Here is a 26,539-nt window from a genome sequence, read left to right as displayed (position 1 = left end):
GCGCCAAGGGCATCGATTCGGTGATCGAGGGCGTCGACAAGATCGCCTTCCAGACCCGCGTGCTGGCCATGAATGCCGCTGTCGAGGCGGGCCGGGCCGGCGATGCCGGGCGCGGCTTCGCGGTCGTGGCCGATCTCGTCTCGGCGCTGGCCATGCGCTCGGAAGAGGAAGCCAAGCGTGCCCGCGAGCAGCTGACCGCCACCCAGACCGACATCGGCACCGCGGTCGATGCCGTCCAGCGCGTCGATGGCGCCTTCGAGACGATCTCGGAAGGCGTGGGCGAGGTACATGCCCTGCTCGGCCAGATGGCGCAGGACAACCAGGCGCAGTCCACCGCGATCACCCAGATCAGCGTGGCGGTCTCGACGATGGACCATTCGACGCAGCAGAACGCGGCGATGGTGGAGGAAACTTCCGCCGCCGCCCGCAATCTCACCACCGAGGCCGGATCGCTCAACGACCAGGCCGCCCGCTTCGATACCGGCGCGCGCAGGCAGGAGTTCCGTCTCTCCTCCGTCGCCTGACGTCTCCGACGCTCCTTTCTGCGCCCGCGAGTCCAGCCGGATCCGCGGGCGCAGCTTTATCGGCGGTCAAGACGGTTGCAGCCTGCCCATCGGCAATGGCACAGGCGAAATGGAGAAGATGAAGCGGCGCGGGACATTGCTGTTCCCGGCCGTGTCGAAACTGCAGGATGATCCAGCGCATGACGATCCATGGAGCGATAGAGGCCGGCGGCACCAAGTTCGTCTGCGCCGTGGGCGCCGCCGAAACGGGCTCGCTCCGCACGGCCACGATTGCCACGCGCGATCCCGACAGCACTTTCGCCGAAGTGGCGGCCTTCTTCGAGGATGCCGCCGATCTGGGCCCGGTTTCGGGGATCGGCATCGCCAGCTTCGGGCCCGTGGGCGTCGACCCGGCCTCGCCCGATTACGGCAGGATCCTGGCGACTCCCAAGCCGGGCTGGGAAGGGACCGACCTGCTCGCCCGCGTCCGCGCATTCCGCGATGTCCCGCTTGCCATCGACACTGACGTCAATGCCGCGGCATTGGCCGAAGTCGCGGCGGTGGGCGGTGACTTGCGCCAGCTTGCCTATGTCACGGTCGGCACCGGGATCGGCGTCGGGCTGGTCAGCGAGGGCAGGGCGGTCCACGGCATCGGCCATCCCGAGGCCGGCCATATCCTGGTCCGCCGCCATCCCGCGCATGGGGATTTCGCCGGAACCTGCCCCTTCCATGGCGACTGCCTGGAAGGCCTTGCCGCCGGACCCGCCGTCAGCGCGGCATGGGGCTCTCCCGCTTCGGAGCTGCCGGCCGATCATCCCTTCTGGGCGGTGGAAGCCGACTATCTTGCGCAGCTCTGCATGACGCTGTTCCTGACGATGGCGCCGGAGCGGATCGTCATGGGCGGCGGGGTGATGAAGCAGGAGCGGCTGCTGCCGCTGATCCGGGCGCGAACCGCCGAACTGCTGGGCGGCTATGTGCAGGGCGCGCGCGACATGGCGGCGATGGAGCAGCGGATCGTCGGCCCCGCCTGCCGCGAGCCCTCGGGCCTTGTCGGCGCTTTCCTGCTGGCGGAACGGGCCGCGCGCCACCACGCCGGCGCGGCCAGCCGCGCTTGAAGCTTGGCGAGCTGGGCCTCAGGCCGTGCGGGAGGTAAGCAGCGCCGCTCCGAAGCCGACGAAGATCGATCCGGTGACGCGGTTGAACAGCCGCTTCACCGAAGGCTTGCGCAAGTGGGTGGAAAGCGATCCGCCCGCCAGCGCGTAAGTGCAGTACCAGAGCATTTCGATCACCGCGAACGTACCGACGAGCAGGGCGAACTGCGGCGCCTTGGGCTCTGCGGGATTGATGAACTGGGGGAAGAAGGCCGCCGCGAACAGCAGCAGCTTGGGGTTGCTGATCGCGATCGTGAAGCCGCCGCGGAACAGTGCGGCGGGCGAACTGCGGCGGGTCAGCCCTTCGTCGACCACGGTTTCGGCAGAGACTTTCGCACGCCAGGACTTGATGCCGAGATAAACGAGGTAGGCGACGCCGAAGTAGCGCAGCACCTCGAAGGCACCGGGGATCGCCTTGAGCAGGGCGGTCAGGCCCGCGGCCGAGGCGGCGAGGACCAGCGTGATGGCCAGCATGCAGCCCGCCATGGCCGCCATGCTGCGGCGGAAGCCGAATTCCACGCTTCGCGTCATGACGTGAAGCATGTTCGGTCCGGGCGTGCCGGAAAGTAGGAAAACGGCGAAGGCGTAAAGCCACCATGTCTGGAATGTCATAATTCGTCTCTGCAGGTTTGTCCGTTTCGCGTAGGCCCAGGGGCGGGGGATCGCAATGGTCTTGGTGATCCGAGCTTGCGCCCTTGCCGCGTATCGGCGGCGCGGACTTCGCGCCGGCGGCCCGACGGATTGGTGATGCGGGGCACTGCGTTCGACGACCGGCTGGAGCCGCCTCCGTGCACGAACGCAGGTTCGCGCGCGGAGGCTTCGACGGCTCAGACCGCTTCGATCAGGAGCGTGTCGATGGTGAAGGAACCGTCAGGTTCGATCTCGAAGTGCGCCGATACCTCGCTGCTCGCGGCCAACTGGAGCGCGCGGATGGCGGCGATCTGGGCGGGCGGGGTCTGCATGCGGCCGGTCCAGTCGGCGAAGTCCATACGCAGGCGCGCGCTGGTCATCCGGGTGACGGCAAAGCCTGCGCCGCCCAGCATGGCCAGCCATTGCGCCGCGGAATAGTCGCGAACGTGCGAGAGATCGCGCAGCAGTTCGACTGCCTGGAGATGCGTGTCCGCCGCCGGATCGGCCGGTGCGATCACGTCCATGAATATGGCCGGGCTGTTCGGCGCGAGCACGCGGCGCGCCTCGCGCAGGCCCGCTTCCGCGCCGCGCCAGTGATGGGTCGAGAAACGGCAGGCGAGGAAGTCGAAGGCGCCGTCGGCAAAAGGCAGCGCCTCGGCAGCGGCGGGCTGAACGGCGATATTGGCGAGGCCGCGGCGCTCCGCTTCGGCGGACACCACTTCCAGCATTCTCGGCGCCAGATCGCAGGCGGTCATTTTTCCGGCATGCGGTGCCATGGCGTACCCGGCGTGGCCGCCACCTGCGCCGAGGTCCAGCGCATGGGCGGGCCGCGCTTCTCGCGCCCGCTCGGCAATGCGGTCGAGATCGGCGCCGGCGGCGTGGACCTTGCTGGTGACATAGGCGGCGGCCGTGGCGCCGAACTGGCGGTCCACCAGCGCATGCCGGCTGGGTTTGGTCTGGTCTTCAGTCATGGGTTTCTCCTTGCGAAGCCCCGATCGGCGCAACTATAGCCTGTTACAATGAACATTGTTATCCTGTTATAAGGGCTACCATGCGGAACGAGGAGCAAAGACGGCTGCTGGGTGCTTTCGTCCGCACGCGGCGCGAGAGCATGACGCCCGAGGGACACGACCGGCGCCGCCGCACGCCCGGTCTGCGGCGCGAGGAGCTTGCGGCCCGCGCGGCCATCGGCACCACCTGGGTGGCCTGGATCGAGCAGGGCCGCGACGTGCGTCCCTCCGCCGAAACACTGGCGCGGCTGGCTTCCGGGCTGAGCCTGTCGGCGGCGGAGCGCGACTATCTTTTCTCTCTCGCCGGGCGGCACGATCCGATCGATCCCTTTGCCGATGCAGGGCAGGCGGCTCCGCCGGCCATCGCCGCCCTGGTGGGGGAGATCGCGTGGCCATGCTATGCGCTCGACCCGGCATGGACGCTCTGCGCGGCGAATCCGGCGGCGCGGCAGCTGTTCGTCGGGCTGTTCGAGGACGATCCCGCGCCGAACCTGCTGCGTTATGTCTTCACGCATCCGGCCGCACGCGCGCTTCTGCCCGACTGGAACGCCCGCGCCGGACGCTTGCTCGCGGAGTTCCGGCGCGACTACAGCCATGGCCTGGCAGATCCGCGCGTGCAGGGCGTGGTCCAGTGGCTGCAGGAACAGAGCCCCGAGTTTCGGGAGTCGTGGAACGCGCAGACGGTGCTGGCGCGGGAGGGCGGAACGCGAAGTTTTCGCCACCCCGATCGGGGCTTACTGCATTTTACCCAGCATACGCTGGCGGACGTGGAGCGTGGCGATTTCCGGGTGGTCTTCCTGCAACCCGCGGAAACGCGCGGCTGAATCGCCTCGCCACTAGGTCGGCGGCGATACGGACCAGCAACAATCATGAAATCGATTCATGAGAGTATTCCGTTCAGCGCATTTTTCTATCGCCGAGAGGGTCGTTAGGGGCTTAACTATTCCAGCAGGATTTCCCGTCCGTTTCCGCTGCCCCGGCAGAGGAGGGTCGCAGCGGCGGGGACTCAACCAAAAAATGATTCGGAGAGGAATTCGCCTGTCCGGTGCGCGTGTCCGCGTGCCGGGCGGCCTATGGAGTTCTCGATGCTAGGTATCGTCAAGACCGCGCTGCACCGCCCCCTGACATTCATCGTCATGGCCATCATCATCGCCATCGGCGGCTTGCTGGCGGCCTTCCGCACGCCGGTCGACATCTTTCCCGAAATCAAGGTGCCGGTCATCGCGGTGGCCTGGACCTATTCGGGTCTCGCCCCGCAGGACATGACGGATCGCATCATCACGCCATACGAGCGCGTGCTGACGACGACCGTCAACGATATCGAACATATCGAGAGCCAGTCGTTCCAGGGCATGGGGATCGTCAAGATCTACTTCCAGCCCGGCGCCGACATCCGCACCGCCACGGCGCAGGTCACCTCGGTTTCGCAGACGGTGCTGCGGCAGATGCCGCCCGGCATCACGCCGCCGCTGATCCTGAACTACAGCGCCTCTACCGTGCCGATCCTCCAGCTGGCATTGTCCGGCAAGGGGATGACCGAGCAGCAGCTCTTCGACATCGGCCAGAACCAGATCCGCACGGGCCTCGTCACCATTCCCGGCCTGGCCATGCCGTTCCCCTCGGGCGGCCGCCAGCGCCAGGTCCAGATCGACCTCGATCCGCAGGCGCTCCAGTCCAAGGGCCTTTCCGCGGTCGACGTGGGCAATGCCATCGCCGCGCAGAACCAGATCAACCCGGCGGGCTTCGTCAAGATCGGCGCCACCCAGTACTCGGTGCGCCTGAACAACACCCCGGATTCGATCGCGGCGCTCAACGACCTGCCGGTCAAGGTCGTGAACGGTGCCACCATCTACATGCGCGACGTGGCCTTCGTGCGCGACGGCAGCGCCCAGCAGCAGAACGTCGTCCATGTGGAAGGCCGCCGCTCGGCCCTGCTGACCGTGCTCAAGAACGGCGCCACGTCCACTCTTTCGATCGTCGACGGCGTGAAGTCGGCCCTGCCCAAGATCGCCGAGACCCTGCCGGACAATCTCAAGATCCTGCCGGTGGGCGACCAGTCGCTCTTCGTGAAGGCCGCGGTCAACGGCGTGATCCACGAAGGCGCCATTGCCGCCGCGCTGACCTCGCTGATGATCCTGCTGTTCCTGGGCTCCTGGCGCTCGACGGTTATCATCGCGCTGTCGATCCCGCTGGCGGTGCTGGCCGCAATCGCCATGCTGGCGGTCTTCGGGCAGACCCTGAACGTGATGACGCTGGGCGGATTGGCGCTGGCGGTGGGCATTCTCGTCGACGACGCGACCGTGACCATCGAGAACATCAACTGGCACCTCGAACAGGGCAAGGGTGTGATGGAGGCGATCCTCGACGGCGCCGCCCAGATCGTCACCCCGGCCTTCGTCTCGCTGCTCTGCATCTGCATCGTCTTCGTGCCGATGTTCTTCCTGCCGGGCGTCGCAGGCTACCTGTTCGTGCCGATGGCGCTTTCGGTGGTCTTCGCGATGATCGCCTCGTTCATCCTGTCGCGCACCCTGGTGCCGACCATGGCGATGTACCTGTTGAAGCCGCACGCCCCGCATGGCGAGAATTCGCACAATGCCGGCGCGCCGGATTCGCGCAATCCGCTGGTCCGCTTCCAGCGCGGTTTCGAAGCCCGCTTCGAGAAGCTGCGCGATGGCTATCTCGGCCTGCTGCACCGGGCGCTTCAGGGGCAGCGGACTTTCATGATCGGCTTCCTGGCGGTCGTCGTCATCTCGTTCGGACTGATGCCTTTCCTGGGCAGCAACTTCTTCCCCACCGTCGATTCCGGTCAGATCGCCATGCACGTCCGCGTGCCGGTCGGCACCCGCATCGACGAGACGGCGCTGCGCTTCGAACGCATCGGCGCGCAAGTGCGGCAGATGATCCCCGCGGCCGAAGTGGCCTCGATCACCGACAATATTGGCCTGCCGGTCAGCTCCATCAACACCGTCTACAACAACAGCGGCACCATCGGTCCGCAGGACGGCGACATGCTGATCACGCTGAACAAGGGCCATGCCCCGACCGACGGCTATGTCGAGCGGCTGCGCCGCGAACTGCCGCGCGCGTTCCCCGGCACCCAGTTCTCGTTCCTGCCGGCCGACATCACCAGCCAGATCCTGAACTTCGGTTCGCCTTCGCCGATCGACGTTCAGATCGCCGGCAAGGACCTGGCCGCCTCGCGCGTCTATGCGCGCAAGCTCATGGCCAAGCTGACGCGCATCCCCGGCCTTGCCGACATGCGTCTCCAGCAGCCGGCGAACTCGCCGCAGCTCGACGTCGACGTCGATCGCGCCCGCGCCGGGCAATATGGCCTCACCGAAAAGGACGTGACCACCAGCCTCGGCAACTCGCTGGCAGGAACCTCACAGACCGCGCCGGTGTTCTTCGTGAATCCCGACAACGGCGTGCAATATGCCGTGGTGGCGCAGGCACCGGAATATGCGGTGGATTCCATGAGCAAGCTGTCGAACCTGCCGGTTTCAGGGGCCGCCGCCGGTACCCGCCCGCAGCCGCTTGGCGCGCTGGCCACGCTGACCCGCTCGACCACAGCCCCGGTCGTCTCGCACTACAACATCGCGCCGGTCATCGACATCTACGGCACGCCGCAGGGCCGTGACCTCGGCGCCGTGGCAGGCGACGTGCAGCGCGCGATCGACTCGCTCAAGGCCGAGGCGCCCAAGGGTTCGACGATCACCATCCGCGGCCAGTACCAGACGATGAACACCGCCTTCTCCGGCCTCGGCTGGGGGCTGCTGGCGGCGGTCGTGCTGATCTACCTGCTGATCGTGGTCAACTTCCAGTCCTGGCTCGATCCCTTCGTCATCATCACCGCGCTGCCGGCCGCCCTGGCAGGGATCGTGTGGATGCTGTTCGCGACCGGAACCACGCTGTCGGTCCCGGCCCTGACAGGCGCGATCATGTGCATGGGCGTGGCCACGGCCAACTCGATCCTGGTCGTCAGCTTCGCGCGCGAGAAGCTCGCGGAAAGCGGCGACGCGGTGAAGGCGGCCATGGAGGCGGGCCTCGTCCGCTTCCGTCCGGTGCTCATGACCGCGCTGGCGATGATCATCGGCATGGGCCCCATGGCACTCGGCCTTGGCGAGGGCGGCGAGCAGAACGCTCCGCTCGGCCGCGCCGTCGTCGGCGGCCTGATCTGCGCCACTATCGCAACCCTTCTTTTCGTTCCCACCGTCTTCGCCTTCGTCCACGGCCGTCGCCGCGAGAAGGCCGCCCCCCAGGAAGTGCAGGCCGCCCATGCATGATTCGACCTCTGAACCTGCTCACCAGTCCACCGGACCGGAGAGCCGCACCCTCAAGCGCGTCGGAATCGGCGCCGCGGTGATCGCGCTGGCAGTGGTCGGCGCGGGCATCGCCAGCCGCCTGAGCGCCACGCGCGATCTGGAAGTCGTGGCAGAAGACGCCGCGGTGCCCACCGTCGCGGTCGTCTCTCCGGCCGGCGCGGCCGATGCCGGCGGCCTTGCGCTGCCCGGCACCGCCCAGGCCTTCAACAGCGCGGCGATCTATGCCCGCACCAACGGCTACGTGCGCAGCTGGCAGGCCGACATCGGCGACAAGGTAGGCGCCGGACAGACCCTGGCCGTGCTCGACGCACCGGAAGTGGACCAGCAGCTGGCGCAGGCCAAGGCCGACTATCAGACCGCGCTGGCCAACCAGCGCCTTGCCGCCACGACGTCGAAGCGCTGGAGCGCCATGCTCAAGCAGGACGCCGTCTCGCAGCAGGAAGTGGACGAGAAGGCGGGCGATCTCGCCGCCAAGACCGCGCTTGCCAATGCCGCGCTCGCCAGCGTGCGCGAGCTTGAGGCCACGCGCGGCTTCACCCGGCTCTCCGCGCCGTTCGCAGGTATCGTGACCAGCCGTTCCGCGCAGATCGGCGCGCTCGTCGTGGCGGGCAATGCTGCTGCGCAGCCGCTGTTCACCGTCTCCGACGTCCACCGCATGCGCGTCTATGTCCGCGTGCCGCAGATATACTCGGCGCAAGTCAAGCAGGGCGTCGGTGTCGACCTGAGCTTGCCCGAATATCCGGGCCGCACGTTCCCCGGCACCGTTACCCGCAGCGCCGGGGCGGTCGATGCCCAGTCCGGCGCCGTGCTCGTGGAAGTGCAGGCGGACAACAGCGAAGGCGCGCTGAAGCCGGGCGCTTTCGTCCAGGCCCACTTCGACGTGGCAGGCGGCGTGCAGGGCCTGACCCTGCCGGGCAGCACGATCCTCTACACCGACAAGGGCCCGAGCGTGGCCGTCGTCGGCGCCAACAACCGCGTGACGGTGCGCCCGGTCACCATCGCCCGCGATCTGGGCAAGACGGTGGTGGTCTCGGTCGGCGTCAAGCAGGGCGAGCGGGTGGTGGACAGCCCGCCGGATTCGATGCGCAGCGGGGACGCGGTGAAGATCCAGAAGCCTGCAGCCCCTGCCGATGCCAAGGGCGCGGCCCATGGCGGCTAGGTTCGGCGCAGCCGCTGCGCTGCTGCTTGCGGGGTGCTCGATGGCCGGGTGCTCCATGGCGCCCGACTATCACGCGCCCGAAACCGCTGCTCCGCCCGCTTTCCGCGAGGTTGCGGGCTGGTCGCAGGCCGCCCCGCGCGATGCCGAGGCCCGCGGCGACTGGTGGACGATGTTCGGCGATCCCACGCTGGACGATCTGGAAAAGCGCGCAGAGACCGCCAGCCCCACGTTGGCCGCCGCGCTCGCCCGCTACGACCAGGCCCGCGCCGCTGCCGGTGTCACCGCATCGGACCTTTATCCCACGGTCGGCGTCAGCGGCGAAGCCTCGCGCGATCGCGTCTCGGCGGGCCGGCCGCTGTCGACCGGTTCGGCACGGACCTACAACGACTATGTGGTCGGCGGCAGCCTGTCCTACGAACTCGATCTCTGGGGCCGGGTGCGCAATTCGGTGAAGGCAGCTGACGCGGAAGCGGTCGCTACCGGCGGGGATCTCGCCTCGGCGCGGCTCAGCCTGCAGGCTTCGGTGGCGGACGCCTATCTGCGTCTGCGCGGGCTGGATGCGCAGGCAGACCTGTTGAACCGCTCGGTGGAGGCGTTCGAACGGGCGCTGAAGCTTACCGATACGCGCCATTCAGGCGGTATCGCCTCGGGCATCGACGTCAACCGCGCCCGCACCGTGCTCGGCAATGCCCGCGCCCAAGTCTCGGCCGTCGCCAACGAACGCGCGGCGACCGAGCATGAACTGGCCGCGCTGATCGGGCTGACGCCGGCCGAATTCTCCCTGCCGATGCGCAGCGAGCCGCTCGACGTGCCGGGCGTTTCCGTGGGCGTGCCGTCGGAGCTGCTCCAGCGCCGTCCCGACATCGCGGCGGCAGAGCGCCGGGTCTTTGCCGCCAATGCCCGTATCGGCGTGGCGAAAGCGGCATGGTTCCCGTCGATCGGCCTGGGCGCGGCAGGGGGCTGGCAGACGACGCATGGCGACCTGCTGAAGACGCCCAACACGTTCTGGTCGCTCGGCCCGGTCTCGGCATTGCTGACGCTGTTCGACGGCGGCGCGCGCAAGTCGCAAGTGAAGATGTCGCGTGCGGAGTACGAGGAAGTGGCGGCGAACTATCGCTCCACCGTGCTGGGCGCGTTCCAGGACGTGGAGGATGCGATCGCGGCCATGCATCACCTCGAAAACCAGGCCGGCGCGCAGAGCGAGGCGGCCCAGGCGGCCAAGCGCACCAGCGAGATCGCGCTCTCGCGCTACCGCGACGGCGCGGCGGACTATCTCGAAGTGGTGACGGCGCAGACCGACGCGCTGGACGCGCAGCGTTCGTGGATCAGCGTCCAGACGTCGCGAATGCGGGCCAATGTGGCTTACGTCCGCGCCATGGGCGGGATGAGCTAGGGCTCGCACCGCTCAGACGACGAACGAAGTGCAAGGAAAGGCGCCCGTGCCGGAAGGAACGGGCGCCTTTCCTTGCATCAGGCCGCCGCGGGTTGCAGCCCGGCCGTGCGCGAGACGATATCCGCCGCAATGCGGATCGGATCCTCGCCGGCGATGAAGGGGGTGCCGTCGGGCTTCCAGTCGAGACCGCCGATCGAATAGCGCATCCGCTCCTTCTGCCAGGCCACGTAGGCGCGGTGATCGGCGAAGGCCTGGTCGATCGCGGCGATCGGGTCGGCATCGGGCGTGACGACATCCCCAAAGTGCCACATGGCGTAGTCCTCGCAGTCCTGCCAGTCGGCGCCATGGGCATTGATGAAGAGGCACGCGCGCGGGCGGATCAGGAACTCGTAGACCTGGCTGCTGACATCGCCCAGGTAGAGATCCGCGCCGCAGGTATACGTCATGTCGTTGCAGCGCGGCGAGCCCAGGTCGACGATCACTTGCCCCGGCACGGCCAGCGCTTCCCATTCGCGGCGCTGGCGCGCGGACCAGCGCGCGGCCATGCGTACGTGCGGCGCGACGACCAGGTTGTAGCGGCCGTCCTTGACCACGGCCTCGATCAGTTTCCGGGCGAAAGCGTCGAAGGAATTGAGCTTCCTGGTGAAGTGCGGGTTGTAAAGGATCGTCTTGCGCCCGTTCGCGAACAGCGGCGCGCGGTCGATCCCCGTTCGCAGCATCGCGGCGAGCTTGATCGGGCCGGCGGCGGTGCAGCGTTCCGGGGTGACGAGACCGGCCTCCAGCAGGCGGTCGCGGTCCTTGGCGCCGGCCACGATGACGTGATCGAACAGCTCGAAGCGCTTCTCGAAACCGACGGCGCGGTCTCCGGCACCATGGGGAATGTGCACGAGCGGCGGGCATTGCTTCCATAGCCGCGGCAGGATCGTCGAGGTTCGCTCGGCGCAGAGTATGAGTTCGGCATCGCGCAGCAGCGGCGACCAGTAGAGCAGGCGGGCCAGCTTGCGCGCGAAGCCCGGAACGATCGCGCCGAGTGCGGGTGGAAGACGCATCTCCACCAGGGCCGGCAGCGGCAGCCCCATGCCGGCGGCAAGATCGCGCACTGCGCGGGCATCGGCGGCCTTGGGCACGAAGATCTTCACCGTGCCCGGATGGCGCCGCTCCAGTTCGCAGGCCACCGGGACGATATGGGGCAACTGATGCGCGCCGCCGATCGCCAGGACATGGATGAGGCCGGGCTTCGCGCCCCGCAGCGTGGTGGCGGGCGGCGGCATGGGAACGTGCGAGGGGGCTGCAATCAAAGCGGACATCCTGCCCCCATGCGCGATTTCCGTCGCGGGATGATTGCGGAAACATTTGGATTTGCCCATCTTGCCGCGCCGACCCCGCTCTCGACGGCGCGGCCTCGTGCCGGTACGAGCACGATTCCCGTCCTTTATCCCGCCCGGACACGAACAATGCAGATACTGCTGGTCGAAGACGATGAAAGCCTGGCCGCCCATGTCGCGGCAGGGCTTCGCGAGGCCGGGCATGTCGTGGAACACTGCGCGGATGGGCGCGAGGGCCTGGTCCAGGCGACTTGCGAGATCTACGACGTGATCGTGCTGGACCGCATGCTCCCTTCGCTCGACGGGCTCAAGCTGCTGGCGGCGCTGCGGGCGACGGAGAACGCCACGCCGGTGCTGATCGTCAGTGCGCTGGGCGATGTGGACGAGCGCGTGCGCGGCCTGCGGGCGGGCGGGGACGACTACATGGCCAAGCCTTTCGCCATGTCCGAACTGCTCGCGCGGGTCGAAAGCCTGGGCAGGCGCGGCGCGGCGGTTGCGGAGCCGAGCGACCATTTGCGGGTGGCGGACCTGGAGATCGACCTTGTCGCCCATGTCGTCTCGCGCGCCGGGCGGCGGATCAACCTGACCCTGCGGGAACTGCGAATCCTGGCCTATCTGGCGCGCAATGCCGGGCGGGTGGTGACGCGGTCCATGCTGCTGGAGAACGTCTGGGACTACAATTTCGACCCCCAGACCAATATCATCGACCAGCACATCTCGAAGCTGCGGCAAAAGATCGCGCGGGAGGACGAGGCGCCGCTGATCCATACGATCAGGGGCCTCGGCTATGTCATGCGCCCCGAATGACCGCGGCCTGATACCGGGATGATGCGGCCATGACCCGCCTTTTTCGCAGCCTGTCGTTCCGTCTGGCGCTGACCTATGCGCTGCTGTTCAGCCTGTCCGTCGGCCTGCTGTTCGGCGCGGGGTACTGGTGGCGGGTGGTGCGGCCGATGGCGGACGTGCGGGCCACGGTGGAGGCCGAGGCGGGCGAGGTGGCGCGGATCTATCGCAAGTCGGGAATCGCCGCGGCCCGCGCGGCGCTGGACCGGCGCGCGCATACCGCTGCGGCGCGCGTGCCCTTCCATGTGCTGGTGGCGCCCGATGGCGAGATCGTGGCCGCCAATCTGCCGAGCTGGCCGCCGCGGCCGGCGCGGGATCTTTCGGTGATCGAGGCGGACAAGTTCGTCGACGGGTTCGAGATCGACCATTCCGCTTTCGTCCGCGATCGGGCCATGCCGGACGGCGCGCGTGTGATCGTGGGGCGCGACGTGCAGGACATCGTCGATGACGAGGACCTTCTGCGCACCGGCGCTCTCTGGATGCTCTTCGGGTCGCTGGCGCTGGGCATAACCGGGGGCTGGCTGATGAGCCAGGCCATCGGCAAGCGGATCGAGGCGGTGGTGAACACCGCGCTCCAGGTGATGGAGGGGGACTTGTCCGGCCGTGTCCCGGTGCGCGGCACGCGCGACGATTTCGACCGGCTCTGCGCGACGCTCAACCTGATGCTGTCGCGGATCGAGACCCTGTTCGAGGCGGTGCGGCGCGTGTCCGACAATGTCGCGCACGAGCTGCGCACCCCGCTGGCGCGTCTGGCGGGCAAGCTGGAAGTGCTGGAACACGATCTTGGCGAGGATTTCAGAGGCGATCCCGCCGCGCGGCAGGCGGTGGCCGAAGCCATCGTCGAGGCCAACCGGCTGCGGGCGATCTTCGCAGCCCTGATCCGCATCTCGCGGCTGGAAGGCGGCCGGGCGACGGTGCATCTTCAGCGCACCGACGTTGTGCAACTGCTGGAAGACGTGGTGGAATTCTACCAGCCGGAGGCCGAGCGGCGCGATATCGATCTGGTGCTCGACGCGCGGCGGCCGCTGGTGGCGGATCTCGATCTGGACATGGTGTTCCAGGCGATGTCCAACTTGCTCGACAATGCCCTGAAGCATGTGCCGGACGGCAGCCGCGTCGATGTGCGGGCGGGGCGGCAGGGCGCTGAGCTTCTGCTGGCCGTGGCGGACAACGGGCCGGGCCTGTCCCCCGCCGATCTTGCGCGGGTGACCGAGCCGTTCTACCGCGCCGAGGGTTCGGCGGGAATCCCCGGTGAAGGGCTGGGGCTCAGCATGGTCGCCGCGATCGCGCAAGTTCACGGGGCAAGGGTCGTCTTCAGCGACAATCGTCCGGGCCTGAGCGTGGTGCTGCGCTTTCCCGTCAGGCCGTTATAGCATGCCGCTGCAGGGCCCATCTTCCACCCGCCATTCGACGTTCTTGATGTCTTGAAAAAATATACGATATATAATCTGTTCATTTTCAGGCTAGCCAGATCGGTTTCGATATTACAGACCAAATGCAAACGACGAGAGCGAGCATGATGGCAAACAAGAGGCCGGGCATGGAATCAGGCGAGGCCGGCGAAGCGCTTCCGCTGTTGAGCGGGCGCCTGCATCATGCAGTGGCTCAGAGACTGGCCACGCATGTCGTCAATGGCGACTATCCTCCGGGGCACGTATTCCCGGCCGAAGTGGAGCATGCCGAATTGCTCGGCGTCTCGCGCTCGGTCCTGCGCGAGGCGTTTCGCATGTTGACGGCAAAAGGCCTGGTCAGCAGCAGGCCCAAGGCGGGGACTCGCGTGAACGAGCGGCGCAAGTGGAACCTGCTCGATCCCGATGTGCTCTCCTGGCAGATCCAGTGCGGCGCCAGTGACGAATTCCTGCGCGACTTGTTCGAACTGCGCATGGTGGTGGAGCCGCAAGCAGCGGAAATGGCTGCCCTGCGGCGAGACGAGCGGCAATTGCTGGACATGGCCAACGCGCTGGATTCGATGGAGCGCTATACCCTCACCAGCCCCAAGGGCCGGGCGGCGGACATCCGCTTCCACGAACTGCTGATGGAGGCCACCCGCAACGAGATGCTGCTGGCGCTGTCGAACTCGATCTCGACCGCCATCGCCTCGACGACGGCGATCAAGCACGGCATGCAGGACAGTCCGCGCGATCCCATGCCCGAGCATCACGCCCTCTACGCGCAGATCGCCGAGGGCAATCCCGCAAAGGCCCGCAAGGCGATGATTACGTTGATCGAACTCGCCCATGCCGATACCCAAGTGGCGCTGCGCCGCTGAAGTCGTGACGGAATTGCTGCAAAGAAAGGATTGACTCCAGACCCCCTCGTTCTATCAATACCGTATACGATATTCGATAGGGGTTTTAAAATGCAGGCCAATCGGCGCGAATGGATGGCTGGCGTGGCGGCGCTGGCTATTTGCTCTGTCCCTCTCAAGGGCTTTGCGGCCGTCGTCGCTCCCAAGCTGCCGATCAAGGCGAAGCCGCTGCCGCTGACCGACGTGCGCCTGGCGCCGTCGGACTATGCCACGGCGGTGGACGTCAATGTCGACTACCTGATGTCGCTCAGCCCCGATCGCTTCCTGCACAACTTCCGCAAGTACGCCGGGCTGGAGCCCAAGGCGCCGATCTATGGCGGCTGGGAATCCGATACCATCGCCGGCCATACGCTGGGCCACTACATGACCGCGCTGGTGCTGACCTGGCAGCAGACGGGCAACCCCGAATGCCGCCGCCGCGCCGACTATATCGTCGACGAACTGGCGCTTTGCCAGGCGCAGCGCCAGGACGGCTACATCGGTGCACTCGGTCGCAAGACCAAGGACGGCAAGGTCGTCGACGGGCAGGAAATCTTCCCTGAAGTGATGCGCGGTGAGATCAAGTCCGGCGGGTTCGACCTCAACGGTTCGTGGTCGCCGCTCTACACCGTGCACAAGTACTTCGCCGGCCTGCTCGATATCCATTCGGCCTGGGGCAATGCCAAGGCGCTGGAAGTCGTGATCGGCCTTGGCGGGTACTTCGAGAAGGTCTTCGCCGCGCTTGACGACAAGCAGATGCAGGAACTGCTGGGCTGCGAATATGGCGGCCTCAACGAAAGCTATGCCGAACTCTATGCGCAGACCGGCGATCTGCGCTGGCTCAAGGTGGCGGAGCGCATCTACGACAAGAAGGTGCTCGATCCGCTGGTGGCGCAGGAGGACAAGCTCTCCAACTTCCACGCCAATACGCAGGTGCCCAAGCTGATCGGCCTGGCGCGCATCCACGAGCTGACCGGCAAGGACGAGCCGGGCCGCGCCGCCCGCTTCTTCTGGGAACGCGTGACCCAGCATCACAGCTACGTGATCGGCGGCAATGCCGACCGCGAGTATTTCTTCGAGCCCGATACCGTCGCGTTGCACCTCACGGAATCCACCTGCGAGCATTGCAACACCTACAACATGCTCAAGCTGACCCGTCAGCTCTACGCGTGGCAGCCGGACGGCGCGCTCTTCGACTATTACGAACGCGCGCACCTCAACCACGTCATGTCGGCGCAGAACCCCGAGACGGGCGGCTTCACGTACATGACGCCGATGATGAGCGGCGCCCCGCGCGGCTATTCGGGCCCGGGCGAGGAAGCCTTCTGGTGCTGCGTTGGCTCGGGCATGGAAAGCCATTCCAAGCACGGCGATTCCATTTTCTGGGAAGGCGATGATACCTTCTTCGTCAACCTCTACATCCCGTCGACCGGGCAGTGGAAGGCCAAGGGCGCGGTCTTCACCATCGCCACCGAATACCCCTTCAAGTCGGACGTGAAGATCACGCTGGACGCGGTGAAGCAGGGCAAGTTCGCCGTGGCGCTGCGTATTCCGGGCTGGTCGAACGGCAAGGCCACCATCACTGTCAACGGCGCGCCGGTGCCCGCCACGCCGGTCGGCGGCTATGCCGTGATCGACCGCCGCTGGAAGAAGGGCGACGTGATCGCGCTCAACCTGCCGCTGGAACTGCGCCTTGAAACCGCGCAGGGCTCGCAAGACGTCGTGGCCGTGGTGCGCGGCCCGATGGTCATGGCCGCCGATCTCGGCCCGGCCGAAATGGAGTTCACCGGAGTCGAGCCCGCCATGGTCGGCGACAACCCGCTGGCCGCCTTCGCGCCGATGGTCTCGGACCGTCCGCGTTACCAGACCACCGGCATCATCCGTCCGGGCGACCGCATGTTCGCGCCGTTCTACAGCCAGTACGACCGCCGCAGCGCCGTCTACTTCAAGCGCTTCACCGAAAGCGGCTGGAAGACGGAAGAAGCCGCGTTCCTGGCCGAACAGGCACGCCAGAAGGACCTCGCCGCCCGCTCGATCGATGTGATGCACCTGGGCGAAATGCAGCCCGAGCGCGACCACGAGCTGACCTCGGAAATCTCGTACCCGGTCTCCTATCGTGGCCGCAACGGACGCGATGCCCGCTCGGGTGGCTTCTTCGAGTTCAAGATGAAGGTAAAGCCGGGCCCGCTGCTGCTTCAAGCGAGCTACTGGGGCAGCGAGCGTTCGCGCGTCTTCGACATCCTGGTCGACAATGTGAAGATCGCCACCCAGAAGCTCGACAACGATGCAGCGGGCAAGTTCTTCGATGTCGACTATCCGCTGCCCGAGGCGCTGACCAAGGGCAAGAGCAGCGTGAAGGTGCGCTTCGTGCCGCATGATCGCAGCTCGGCCGGTCCGGTCTTCGGCGTGCGCCTGTTTACCGAGAAGAAGTGAGCCTGTCCTTGAGTGAAGACGTTGCCCTGACGATAGCCGAGGCGGACGAACTCGCCCGCACGGTGCTCGAAGCCTGGGGTCTTGCGCCCGATCATGCCGCCGCGGTCGCCCACACCATGGTGTCGGGCGAGCGGGACGGCTGCACCTCGCATGGGCTTTACCGCCTCCTCGTCGCCGCCAATTCGGTCGAGCGCGGGGTCGTGGTGCCCGATGCCGTGCCCGAAGTGACCGAGCCGGCGCAGGCGCTGGTGCGCGTGGACGGGAAGGGCGGCTTCGCCCAGCTTCCCTTCGAGCGCGGCATGCCGCTCTTGGTGGAAAAGGCGCGGAAGTTCGGCATCGCCGCGATGGCGCTGAATAACGTGGTCCATTTCGCCGCGCTCTGGCCCGAGGTCGAGGCGCTGGCCGAGCAGGGTCTCGTCGCCTTCGCCTTCACGCCGAGCCACTCGTGGGTGGCGCCTGCGGGCGGGACCAAGCCGGTGTTCGGCACCAATCCGATCGCTTTCGGCTGGCCCCGCCCCGATCGCGCTCCTTTCGTCTTCGACTTCGCCACCAGCGCTGTTGCGCGCGGCGAGATCGAACTGCACCGCCGCGCGGGCAAGGAAATTCCGCTCGACTGGGGCTATGACGCGGAGGGCAATCCRTCGAGCGATGCCAAGGCCGTGCTCGACGGTGCCATGCGCACCTTCGGCGGCCACAAGGGCTCGGCGCTCGCGGCGATGGTCGAACTGCTGGCAGGTCCGCTGATCGGCGACATGACCAGCGCGGAATCGATGGCGGCCGATCAGGACCGCGGCGGCTCTCCCATCGGCGGCGAATTCATCATCGCCATCGACCCGGCGGGCTTCCTCGGCGCGGGTGTGGAGGAGCATCTGCGCCGCGCCGAAGCCATGTTCGACATGATCGAAGGGCAGGGCGCGCGCCTGCCGGGATCGCGCCGCCTGATCGCGCGCGCGCGATCCGACAAGGAGGGGCTGCGCATTCCGGCGAAGCTCCACCAGGACATTCTCGAAGTTCTCGAAAGGGGAAATGACGTGAAGAATTCGGTTGGCCGGGCCATGTTGCTGGCCGGCGCCGCTCTGGCCGCCTCGCCCTCCATGGTTGCCGCCGCTCCTGCCGCCCAGCATGCCGTGAAGCAGACCGCCGACCAGGCGTTCGAGGCGGTCTACACGGCGGAATATACCTGGCGCCAGAGCCAGTTCGCGCCCTGCGAGGACACGCCGAAGGACTGCAAGGTCACCCTGCCCGACCTCGGCCCCAAGGCGCAGGCCGAACGCCTCGCGCGCTGGGAGCAGGTGGAAGGCCAGCTTGCCGCCATCGACCAGAAGCAGCTCTCGCCCGCCAACCGCGTGAACTTCGCCGTCTACAAGGGCCAGGTCGACGCGCTCCTCGCCTCGCAGCGCTTCCGCGATTACGAGAAGCCGTTCAACGCCGACACCAGCTTCTGGGGCGATCTGGCCGACTGGGCGCGCAATCCGGTCAAGGACCAGGCCGCCGCCGAGAACTACCTGGCGATGCTGCGCCAGATCCCGCGCTATTACGACCAGCAGATCGAGAACATGCGCGCGGGCCTGAAGCGCGGCTTCACCGGCCCGCAAGTGACGTTGACCGGACGTGACAAGGGCATCGAACTGGTGGTCCAGGCCAAGACGGCGGAAGCCTCGCCGTTCTATGAGCCGCTGCGCAAGCTGCCTTCGACGATCCCTGCCGCCGAGCAGGAAAAGCTGCGCGCCGAGGCCCGCACGCTCATTTCCGGCGGCGTCGTGCCGGCCCATGCCAAGCTGCTCACCTTCATGCGCAGCGAATACGAGGTCGGCGCGCGCAAGTCGCTGGCGGCCTACGACCTGCCGGACGGCAAGGCCTATTACCAGTCGAAGATCGCCGAGTTCGTCACGCTCGACAGGACGCCGGAGCAGATCCACCAGATCGGTCTCAGCGAAATGGCGCGCATCCGTTCGCAGATGGCCGAGGTGATGCAGCAGGTGGAGTTCAAGGGCGACCTCAAGGCGTTCCTGCACTTCCTGCGCACCGATCCGCAGTTCTATCCCAAGACCCCGAACGAGCTGCTCTATCGCGCCGCCTGGATCGCCAAGACCTTCGACGGCAAGGCGGACCAGTTCTTCGGCCACATGCCGCGCAGCCGCTTTGCCATCAAGCCGGTGCCGGACGACATCGCGCCCTTCTATACCGGTGGCCGCGGTGGTCCCGGCATCTATCTGGTCAACACGTACGACCTGCCCAGCCGCCCGTTCTACTCGCAGATCGCGCTGACCCTGCACGAATCCGCGCCGGGCCATGCCATGCAGATGCCGCTGGCGATGGAGAACAAGGACCTGCCGGCCTTCCGCCGCGACAGCTACCTCTCGGCCTACGGCGAAGGCTGGGCGCTCTATTGCGAGGCGCTGGGCGAGGACATGGGCATGTACGAAACGCCCTACGACCGCTTCGGCATGCTCAGCTACCAGGCCTGGCGCGCTTCGCGCCTGGTGGTCGATACCGGTATCCACGCCATGGGCTGGACCCGCGAGCAGGCTCAGCAATACTTGCGCGACAACACGGCGCTTTCCGATCACGAGATCGAGACCGAGGTGGACCGCTACATCTCCTGGCCTGGGCAGGCCCTGTCCTACTACATGGGCCAGCTCGCCTTCGTGGACGCGCGCAAGAAGGCGGAGACCGCGCTCGGTCCCAAGTTCAATATCCGCGCCTTCCATGACGCCGTGCTGGAACTGGGCGGCGTGCCGCTGCCGCTGATCGACCAGCGCGTGGACCAGCTCATCAAGGATGGCGGCAAGGGCCCTTATCCGGACGAGGAATAAGCAGAGGACCGCCGCGCCCACACGGCGCGGCGGTCGACTCGCAAAGATTGCCGGTCTGTTTCGCTTCGCACATGCAAAATTGCGTTTTACGCAATATCGGATTGCGGTTTGAATTTTCGCGGCACCGAGCCGATTTTTGCCGTTCCCAACCGTATAGGCAGCCGGGTTTGTCCGGCCGAACCGTCCCGTCTTTCTTCATGAAGGGGATAACGGTGCAAGGGGCAGGGAGCTCACTTTGCCCGGTTTGCACGATCAAGCTTGCATTAGCGTCAATTGCGACGCTTTGCCGAGAATGGCGGCGCTGGGCGCGACATCTCTACAGCCGCACCAGCTCCAATTGCGCAATATGCAACCCAAAGCGAAGTGCTTGCATTTGCAGCAAGCGTAAGTTGGGATCACATAGCGGGAATGTTGCAATGCAGCACTGCGCTGCACGCCCCAAAGGTATTCCCGATGTTCTCGCTTGTTTCGCTCTATTTCGCCTATCGCCGTGATGTCGTCATGGCCGAACGCCACATCCCCGCGCTGGCGCAGGCCACTGCCCAGGCCGAAACGCCTGCGGCGACCGAAGCCGAAGCTCCTGCCGCCGCACGCGAACTGCCTCTCGCTGCCTGATCGCGCAGCTTGATCCGGCGTATTGCGCCGATCAGGCGCGATGGTCGGAAATGGCTTCGCCGCCCTGTTCCTCTTCGAACAGGAGCGCCACGTCGCCCGCGGCCGAGAGGCGGACCTGTCCGTCCGACACCGCAGCGACCAGTCCGCCCGGGATGTAGTGGTGGTGGCTGCCGTGGGAGCCGCTGTCGGCCTTGGTCATCTTGATCCGGTCGCCCTCGACATGATCGACGGTGCCGATGTGGACGCCGTCGGCGCCGATGATTTCCATGTGTTCGGCGATTGCGCTGAGATCTGCCATGTGAACTTCCTTTTCAGTGACGAGCTTGTCGGACGCGAGCTGGTCGGACATGGAAGCAGAACGCGGGCGGAAGCGCGATATATCCCCGCCGGCCGACCGTTCGGCCCGCGCAAGGCGCCGTTCCTCGCGCGCCGCCTGCGCTGCGCTTAGCGGCTCCCCGCGAAGGCCCAGCGAATGGCGCCGGCCATGGCGCGGGTTCCGGCCAGTGCGGGAATGGCCGAGAGGCCGGGCCGCTGCAGTTCCAGCATCGTGCGGGCAAAGGGCGGCAGCAGGTCGACGGCCGCCGCGCCCAACGCGCGCATGGCGGTGCCGGGCCGCCGTGCTCCCTCTCCCTCCAGCAGGAACGCGGCAACCTCGCGGGCTGACGCGCTGCCGCGCAGGTCCTGCCGCATTTCCGACATCAGCGCCGCCGCTTCCGCGCGATCGCGCGGGACCGGCGCGGCGCCCAGCATCTCGGCGACCACGGCGCTCTGCTCGAAATAGCGGTCCTGCTCCTCGGGTGGCATCGCGGGGTTGCCGTAGGCGAGATAGGCTTCGAGGAAGCTGGTCGCCTCCGCCAGATGCACCCAGGCGAGCACACGCGGATCGGTGGCCGAATAAGCCGTGCCGTCTGGCAGGGTCCCCATGACGCGCGAATGGATGGCGTTCACCACCCCGACCACGCGTGCTGCCTCGTCCCGGTGGCCGTAGGTGGTCACGGCGATGAAGCGCGCGGTGCGGCGCAGGCGGCCTTCCACGTCTTCCCGGAAATCGGAATGGTCCAGCACCCCCTGGAGCGCGGCCGGATGGAGCATCTGCAGCAGCAGGGCGCGCATGCCGCCCACCATCATCGCCACGACATCGGCATGAACCATGCGGATGGGGCTGTCCGGCTCGAACAGGGCATGCCGGGAGGGCACGACCGGCGTTTCGCCCTTGCTGCGATCGTTGAATACGGCGCGAACCTGCCGCACGAGCAGGTTGCGCAGGGCCTGGGTGGGCCCGGGAATCCTCAGCGCGGCCATGGGGTGACTGTGCCCCAATTCGCCGCGCCGGAACAGAGGCTCAACGCACCGTGAAGCTGTAGCTGCCCGTGGCACCGTCGCGATCGGCGCCGGCGGCATGCCAGGTCAGGAGGTAAGTGCCGGCCGGCAGGGCGCGGGGCAGCGCGGCGGCGATCCTGCGGTCTTCGACCTTCACCGGGAAGCCCTTGATCGGCATCGGCTGATGGTGGGCCATGCCGGGCATCGCGGTCATGACAAGATCCAGTCCCGAGAGCGGCGCGTCAAGCGCTTCGGAGAACGTCAGGGTCAGGACCGTCGGCTTGGTCACGGCGGCATCGGCAGCGGGATCGGCGGTGACGAGGGCCGGGCGGGCGAATGCCGCGGGTGCCAGCCCGGCCGCGCCAAGGGCAAGGTGCAGGGCCAGAACTGATCGCGGGGAAAGCGGGAATGCAGGAAAACGCATGAAAGCTCCGATATGGGTGCCGGGCGATGCTGCTTGCTCCGGCTTGCCTGAAACCATACGCAGAGCCTCAGCCGATCCCTTGTGCGCTCGGCAGGAATTTTTACCCGCGGCCTTCAAGGGATGCGCTACGCCCGTGCGTATCGCGAGCAGAAGGTTGGAAATGGAACCGGGCCGATGAACGAACTCGACGACATGCTGGCGCGGCTGCGCCGGGAATCCGTGCCCGCGGCGCTCGGCGGGCTGGAGGGGCCGGTCATGGCAGGTCTGGCCGCCGGACGGGAGCGACTGTCGGCGCGGCGCGGCTTCGTGCTGGCCTGCGGCGTGGCGGCGGTGGTCGGGCTCTGGGGCGGCTTGTCGATGCCGCTGGCCCCGACGCAGCATCGCCATGCCCATGTCGAGCCGCTGCTGGGCATGCCGGCGGCTGCTCCTTCGCACTTGCTGGCCTCCTGATCGTGCGGCAGGCCTATCGCTATGGACTTGTCGCCCTGCTGTCCTTCCTGGTGGCGCTGGCCGCCTTGTGGATCGGCCAGAAGCTGCGCGCCGATGCGCCGGACGAAAGCCGCATTCACGCCTTGCTCCACGGCGAACTCGATCTGGACGCTGGCCAGAAGCGCCGGATAGACGGATTGGAGCAGGATTTCGCCGGGCAGCGGAAGCAGCTCGAAGGGGAATTGACGGCTGCCAACGCCGATCTCGCCCGCGCCATCGCACATGAACATGCCTATGGCCCGGACGTGGAGAAAGCGGTCGACCGTTCGCACGTGGCCATGGGCGAATTGCAGAAAGCCACGCTCCGGCACGTCTTCGCCATGCGCGCGGTGCTGCGCGCCGACCAGACCGCTCGCTTCGACCGGGCCGTCGCCCAGGCATTGACCACCGCGCCGCAGGACTGACCCGGCGTGTCCGGGGCAGCCACGCAAGCGGTCCGCTGGGAGGCCGAAGCGGCCGCGGCGGCGCTGGCCGGGCGGCAGGCCGGTTTTTCCGCGCTGATGGAGGGGCACCGCGACGCGGTGTTCCGCATGGTGCGCGGCCATCTCGGCAACGAGGCCGACGCGCTCGACGTGACGCAGGAGAGTTTCGTCGCCGCCTTCCTGGCGCTGCGCCGTTACGATCCGGCGCGTCCGTTTCGCGGGTGGATCCTGCGCATCGCCCTCAACAAATGCCACGACTGGGCGCGCCGGCGCAAAGTGCGGCGCTTCTTCGCCTTCGCCCTGCCGATCGAGGCGGCGACCGGCCTTGTCGACCCGGCGCCCAGCCCGGAGGAAACGCTCTCTTCCCAGCGCGCGGTGGAGCGCATTCACGCTGCCGTTGCCGCACTGCCCGATGCCCTGAAGGAGCCGTTGCTGCTCTGCGCCGTGGAGGGGCTTTCTCAGGAAGAGGCCGCCGCGATCCTGGGCATCAGCCGCAAGGCCGTGGAAACGCGGATCTACCGCGCGCGGCAGAAATTGTCGTTTCTGTCCGAGGGATAGGGCGCCGCGCCGCGTATCGGGTGCATGTCGCTCCACGATAGTCAGTTTCGCCTCCTGCTGGAACGCAGGCGTTTTCTCGCTCTCGGCGGTGCCGTGGCCGGAACGCTCGGCATGTTTCCCGCCTGGGCGCGCAGCGGGACGGCCGGACTGGCTCACGCCCGCGCGGGATCGGAAGTGCTCTCCGGAGACAGCATCGCGCTGGAGATCGGCGAGAGCCACTTCACCACCGGAGGCCGCTCTGCCCATGCCGTGACCGTGAACGGCACGCTGCCCGCGCCGCTGCTGCGCCTGCGGGAAGGCCGCAAGGTGCGGATCGCCGTCACCAATCGCCTGAAGGTGCAAAGTTCGATCCACTGGCACGGTCTGCTCGTACCGTTCCAGATGGACGGCGTTCCCGGCGTCAGCTTCCCCGGCATCGAACCGGGTGAGACTTTCCTTTACGAGTTCCCGCTCACCCATTCCGGCACGTTCTGGTACCATTCGCACTCCGGCATGCAGGAAGCCGAAGGGCTGTTCGGGCCCATCGTGATCGATCCTGCGGGCGTCGATCCGCTGGCTTGCGACCGCGAGCATGTGCTGGTGCTGTCGGACTGGAGCCCGATCCATCCGCACGAGCAGATGCGCCGGCTCAAGATGCAGGGCGGCTATTTCAACCGGCAGAGGCAGACGCTATCGGGCCTGCTCGCCGGGCGGGACCAGACCCTGGCCGAGCGGCTCGCCTGGGCGCAGATGCGGATGGATGCCACTGACATTTCGGACGTGACCGGCTCCACTTACAGCTTCCTCATCAACGGCCACGGCCATGCCGAGAACTGGACCGGACTCTTCGCGCCGGGCGAGAGAGTGCGCCTGCGCGTCATCAATGCCTCTTCGATGACCAATTTCAATTTCCGCATTCCCGGCTTGCCGCTGACCGTGGTGGCGGCGGACGGCAATCCCGTGCAGCCGGTCGAGACCGACGAAGTCCAGATCGCCATTGCCGAGACCTACGATTTCATCGTCGAGCCGGGGACGGCCCCGAGCCATGCCATCGTGGCGGAGGCGATAGACCGTTCCGGCCTCGTCCGCGCCACGCTGGCGCAGCGGCCGGGCCTGGTGGCCGAGGCGCCGAAGCTGCGCGCCCGCCCGGTGCTCACCATGCGCGACATGGGTATGGATATGTCCGGCATGGATATGGGCGGCATGGATATGGGAGCCGGCGGCGTCATCGACCTCAGCCAGCCGGCGTCCGGCGAAATGACCGGCCACATGGAGGGTCACTCGATGTCAATGCGCGACCCGTCCGTCGCGCCGGGCGTGAAGATGGGCCCGGGCGTCGCGATGCTGTCTCCGATGCCGGTGGACCGGCTTGCCGACCGGCCGACCGGGCTGGAAACGGCGGAACACCGCGTCCTGACATATGCGCAGCTGCGCGCACGCGACGCCAATCCCGATCCGCGCACGCCGAGCCGCCAGATCGACGTCCACCTCACCGCAAACATGGAGCGCTACATGTGGTCCATGGACGGCGAGGCGATGTCGGAGAACCCGGCGCCGATCCCGTTCCGTCTGGGTGAACGCGTGCGCGTCAACCTGGTCAACGACACGATGATGCCGCACCCCATCCACCTGCACGGCCATTTCTTCGAACTCGTCAGCGGAGAGCCGGGGCACCGGGCGCGCAAGCATACCGTCAACGTGCTGCCCGGAGGCAAGGTCTCCTTCGACCTCACGGCCGACGGCGAGGGAGACTGGGCCTTCCATTGCCACATGCTGCTCCACATGCACGCCGGGATGATGCGCGTCGTGACGGTACGCAGGGCGGAGGAAGCCTGATGACGAGGCGCTTCCCGATCCTTGCCGCGCTGTTGCTGCCCGGTTCCATGCTGGCGCTGGAGGCGAACGCTCAGGCGCAGGCGCAGGAAACCGATGCGACAGCACCGCAGGCCGAACGACATGCCGGAAGCGATCATGGCTCCATGGATCATGCGCAGATGGACATGAGCGCGGGTGACATGAAGGGAATGGATCACGACGCGCATGCCATGCCCAAAGTCAACGCCTCCGACGAACCGGGCGATGCTCCGCCGCCGCCGGTGCCAACCGATTTTCCCGCCGATCGCTTCTTCCCGCCTGCGCGCATGGCGGTGTCGCGTGCGGCAATGGTTAAGGAAATGACGTTCAGCACATTCGCGCTTCAGGTCGATCAGCTCGAATGGCGGTCGGGCAAGGGCGGCGACGGCTTCGGTTGGGAAGGACAGGCCTGGTACGGGGGCGATATCGACCGCGTGGTGCTGGCCAGCGAGGGTGAAGGCCTGTTCGGCGAACGGGCCGAGCGCATCGAACTGGGCGCCTATTGGCGTCATGCGCTGGACCCGTGGTTCAATCTGCAACTGGGCATGCGGCAGGACTTCCGGCCCGATCCGCGGCGCACTTACGCCTTGCTCGGCATCGAGGGACTGGCACCTTACTGGTTCGAACTGGAAGGCCAGCTGCTGGTCTCGAACAAGGGCGACATCCACGCGCGCGGCAAGGCGGGCTATACCCAGAGGGTCACCCAGTCGCTGGTGCTCGAGCCCGAAGCCGAAGTGGATTTCGCCTTCCAGGACGTGCCGGAACTGAATGTGGGCGCTGGTTTCGAACGGCTCGAACTGGGCTTGAGGCTGCGCTACGAGCGCAATCGTTCCCTGGCACCCTATGTGGGCGTGAACTGGGAGCGCAAGCTGGGCGGGACTGCCGAATTCGCGCGTGCCGCGGGCGAGGGCGTCTCGGGCGTTTCGGCGGTCTTCGGCGCGCGCGCGATGTTCTGACAGGCGCCGTCGCTACTTTTTGCGCGCTGTTCGACATGGGCCGGCACTCC

The 26,539-nt window shown here is 67.1% G+C and carries 23 protein-coding genes; 17 read left to right on the top strand and 6 right to left on the bottom strand.

Going from position 1 to position 26,539, the window contains the following annotated elements; all coding sequences use genetic code 11:
* Together AB4Z00_RS23870 and AB4Z00_RS23865 are read left to right on the top strand one after the other, a co-directional pair.
* On the top strand, positions 1-524 hold a 524-nt coding region (locus tag AB4Z00_RS23870; RefSeq protein ID WP_442047490.1), incomplete at its 5' end, for a methyl-accepting chemotaxis protein.
* 179 nt (positions 525-703) lie between these two features.
* Positions 704-1,618, top strand: a complete 915-nt coding sequence (locus AB4Z00_RS23865) for an ROK family protein (RefSeq protein ID WP_442047489.1) — start codon at positions 704-706, stop codon at positions 1,616-1,618.
* An 18-nt stretch (positions 1,619-1,636) separates the two neighbouring features.
* Here AB4Z00_RS23865 and AB4Z00_RS23860 read toward each other — a convergent pair whose 3' ends face one another.
* Positions 1,637-2,266 carry a LysE family translocator gene (locus tag AB4Z00_RS23860; protein WP_132269285.1) on the bottom strand — a complete coding sequence of 210 codons (630 nt, stop codon included), beginning with the start codon at positions 2,264-2,266 and terminating at the stop codon, positions 1,637-1,639.
* A 215-nt stretch (positions 2,267-2,481) separates the two neighbouring features.
* Positions 2,482-3,255: a class I SAM-dependent methyltransferase gene (locus AB4Z00_RS23855; protein ID WP_442047488.1), complete on the bottom strand. Its 774-nt coding sequence runs from the start codon at positions 3,253-3,255 to the stop codon at positions 2,482-2,484.
* A gap of 80 nt (positions 3,256-3,335) precedes the next feature.
* On the opposite strand from AB4Z00_RS23855, the gene AB4Z00_RS23850 reads away from it, so the two are divergent.
* From AB4Z00_RS23850 to AB4Z00_RS23835, 4 genes are all read left to right on the top strand, one after another.
* Positions 3,336-4,118, top strand: coding sequence for an MmyB family transcriptional regulator (locus tag AB4Z00_RS23850; protein ID WP_442047487.1), 783 nt, complete (start codon positions 3,336-3,338; stop codon positions 4,116-4,118).
* 261 nt (positions 4,119-4,379) lie between these two features.
* Positions 4,380-7,577 (top strand): efflux RND transporter permease subunit, encoded by a 3,198-nt coding sequence (locus AB4Z00_RS23845; protein ID WP_442047486.1) that lies wholly within the window; start codon positions 4,380-4,382, stop codon positions 7,575-7,577.
* Complete coding sequence (locus tag AB4Z00_RS23840) at positions 7,570-8,775, top strand: efflux RND transporter periplasmic adaptor subunit (protein ID WP_132269292.1); 1,206 nt, start codon at positions 7,570-7,572, stop codon at positions 8,773-8,775. Before AB4Z00_RS23845 ends, AB4Z00_RS23840 begins: the two co-directional genes overlap by 8 nt.
* The gene (locus tag AB4Z00_RS23835; protein ID WP_132269294.1) at positions 8,765-10,168 is read left to right on the top strand and encodes an efflux transporter outer membrane subunit; all 1,404 of its coding nucleotides are present in this window, start codon (positions 8,765-8,767) and stop codon (positions 10,166-10,168) included. Before AB4Z00_RS23840 ends, AB4Z00_RS23835 begins: the two co-directional genes overlap by 11 nt.
* 77 nt (positions 10,169-10,245) lie before the next feature.
* Here the strand turns inward: AB4Z00_RS23835 and AB4Z00_RS23830 are convergent, their stop codons facing one another.
* Positions 10,246-11,475: a glycosyl transferase gene (locus tag AB4Z00_RS23830; RefSeq protein WP_442047485.1), complete on the bottom strand. Its 1,230-nt coding sequence runs from the start codon at positions 11,473-11,475 to the stop codon at positions 10,246-10,248.
* Between the two features lie 147 nt (positions 11,476-11,622).
* Between AB4Z00_RS23830 and AB4Z00_RS23825 the strand changes: the two genes are divergently transcribed.
* The 6 genes from AB4Z00_RS23825 (at position 11,623) to AB4Z00_RS23800 (ending at position 20,487) form a co-directional block, all read left to right on the top strand.
* Positions 11,623-12,300 carry a response regulator transcription factor gene (locus AB4Z00_RS23825; RefSeq protein ID WP_132269296.1) on the top strand — a complete coding sequence of 226 codons (678 nt, stop codon included), beginning with the start codon at positions 11,623-11,625 and terminating at the stop codon, positions 12,298-12,300.
* A gap of 29 nt (positions 12,301-12,329) precedes the next feature.
* Positions 12,330-13,709, top strand: coding sequence for an ATP-binding protein (locus AB4Z00_RS23820; protein WP_442047484.1), 1,380 nt, complete (start codon positions 12,330-12,332; stop codon positions 13,707-13,709).
* 167 nt (positions 13,710-13,876) lie between these two features.
* Positions 13,877-14,605: a FadR/GntR family transcriptional regulator gene (locus AB4Z00_RS23815; protein ID WP_132269299.1), complete on the top strand. Its 729-nt coding sequence runs from the start codon at positions 13,877-13,879 to the stop codon at positions 14,603-14,605.
* A gap of 90 nt (positions 14,606-14,695) precedes the next feature.
* Positions 14,696-17,056 (top strand): beta-L-arabinofuranosidase domain-containing protein, encoded by a 2,361-nt coding sequence (locus AB4Z00_RS23810; protein ID WP_442047483.1) that lies wholly within the window; start codon positions 14,696-14,698, stop codon positions 17,054-17,056.
* Positions 17,057-17,064: 8 nt separating this feature from the next.
* The gene (locus AB4Z00_RS23805) at positions 17,065-19,872 is read left to right on the top strand and encodes a DUF885 family protein (protein ID WP_442047482.1); all 2,808 of its coding nucleotides are present in this window, start codon (positions 17,065-17,067) and stop codon (positions 19,870-19,872) included.
* A gap of 453 nt (positions 19,873-20,325) precedes the next feature.
* Positions 20,326-20,487 (top strand): hypothetical protein, encoded by a 162-nt coding sequence (locus tag AB4Z00_RS23800; protein ID WP_165921515.1) that lies wholly within the window; start codon positions 20,326-20,328, stop codon positions 20,485-20,487.
* 31 nt (positions 20,488-20,518) lie between these two features.
* Here the strand turns inward: AB4Z00_RS23800 and AB4Z00_RS23795 are convergent, their stop codons facing one another.
* The 3 genes from AB4Z00_RS23795 to AB4Z00_RS23785 form a co-directional block, all read right to left on the bottom strand.
* Complete coding sequence (locus tag AB4Z00_RS23795) at positions 20,519-20,785, bottom strand: DUF2171 domain-containing protein (protein WP_132269302.1); 267 nt, start codon at positions 20,783-20,785, stop codon at positions 20,519-20,521.
* Between the two features lie 146 nt (positions 20,786-20,931).
* Complete coding sequence (locus AB4Z00_RS23790; protein ID WP_442047481.1) at positions 20,932-21,789, bottom strand: oxygenase MpaB family protein; 858 nt, start codon at positions 21,787-21,789, stop codon at positions 20,932-20,934.
* Positions 21,790-21,829: 40 nt separating this feature from the next.
* On the bottom strand, positions 21,830-22,231 hold the full coding sequence (locus AB4Z00_RS23785) for a copper resistance protein CopC (RefSeq protein ID WP_442047480.1): 402 nt from the start codon (positions 22,229-22,231) through the stop codon (positions 21,830-21,832).
* 174 nt (positions 22,232-22,405) lie between these two features.
* On the opposite strand from AB4Z00_RS23785, the gene AB4Z00_RS23780 reads away from it, so the two are divergent.
* Genes AB4Z00_RS23780 through AB4Z00_RS23760 form a run of 5 tightly spaced genes read left to right on the top strand, consistent with a single transcriptional unit; the run spans position 22,406 to position 26,489 of the window.
* Positions 22,406-22,681, top strand: coding sequence for a hypothetical protein (locus AB4Z00_RS23780; protein ID WP_134096120.1), 276 nt, complete (start codon positions 22,406-22,408; stop codon positions 22,679-22,681).
* Positions 22,682-22,683: 2 nt separating this feature from the next.
* Positions 22,684-23,124, top strand: coding sequence for a periplasmic heavy metal sensor (locus AB4Z00_RS23775; RefSeq protein WP_442047479.1), 441 nt, complete (start codon positions 22,684-22,686; stop codon positions 23,122-23,124).
* Positions 23,125-23,130: 6 nt separating this feature from the next.
* On the top strand, positions 23,131-23,700 hold the full coding sequence (locus AB4Z00_RS23770) for an RNA polymerase sigma factor (protein WP_442047478.1): 570 nt from the start codon (positions 23,131-23,133) through the stop codon (positions 23,698-23,700).
* A gap of 24 nt (positions 23,701-23,724) precedes the next feature.
* Complete coding sequence (locus AB4Z00_RS23765) at positions 23,725-25,515, top strand: copper resistance system multicopper oxidase (protein ID WP_442047477.1); 1,791 nt, start codon at positions 23,725-23,727, stop codon at positions 25,513-25,515.
* Positions 25,515-26,489 carry a copper resistance protein B gene (locus tag AB4Z00_RS23760; RefSeq protein WP_442047476.1) on the top strand — a complete coding sequence of 325 codons (975 nt, stop codon included), beginning with the start codon at positions 25,515-25,517 and terminating at the stop codon, positions 26,487-26,489. Before AB4Z00_RS23765 ends, AB4Z00_RS23760 begins: the two co-directional genes overlap by 1 nt.
* The last annotated feature ends 50 nt before the right edge of the window (positions 26,490-26,539 follow it).

This window comes from Novosphingobium sp. YAF33 (assembly GCF_052113265.1).
Classification (GTDB): domain Bacteria; phylum Pseudomonadota; class Alphaproteobacteria; order Sphingomonadales; family Sphingomonadaceae; genus Novosphingobium.
This window is presented reverse-complemented; position numbering and strand designations above follow the sequence as displayed.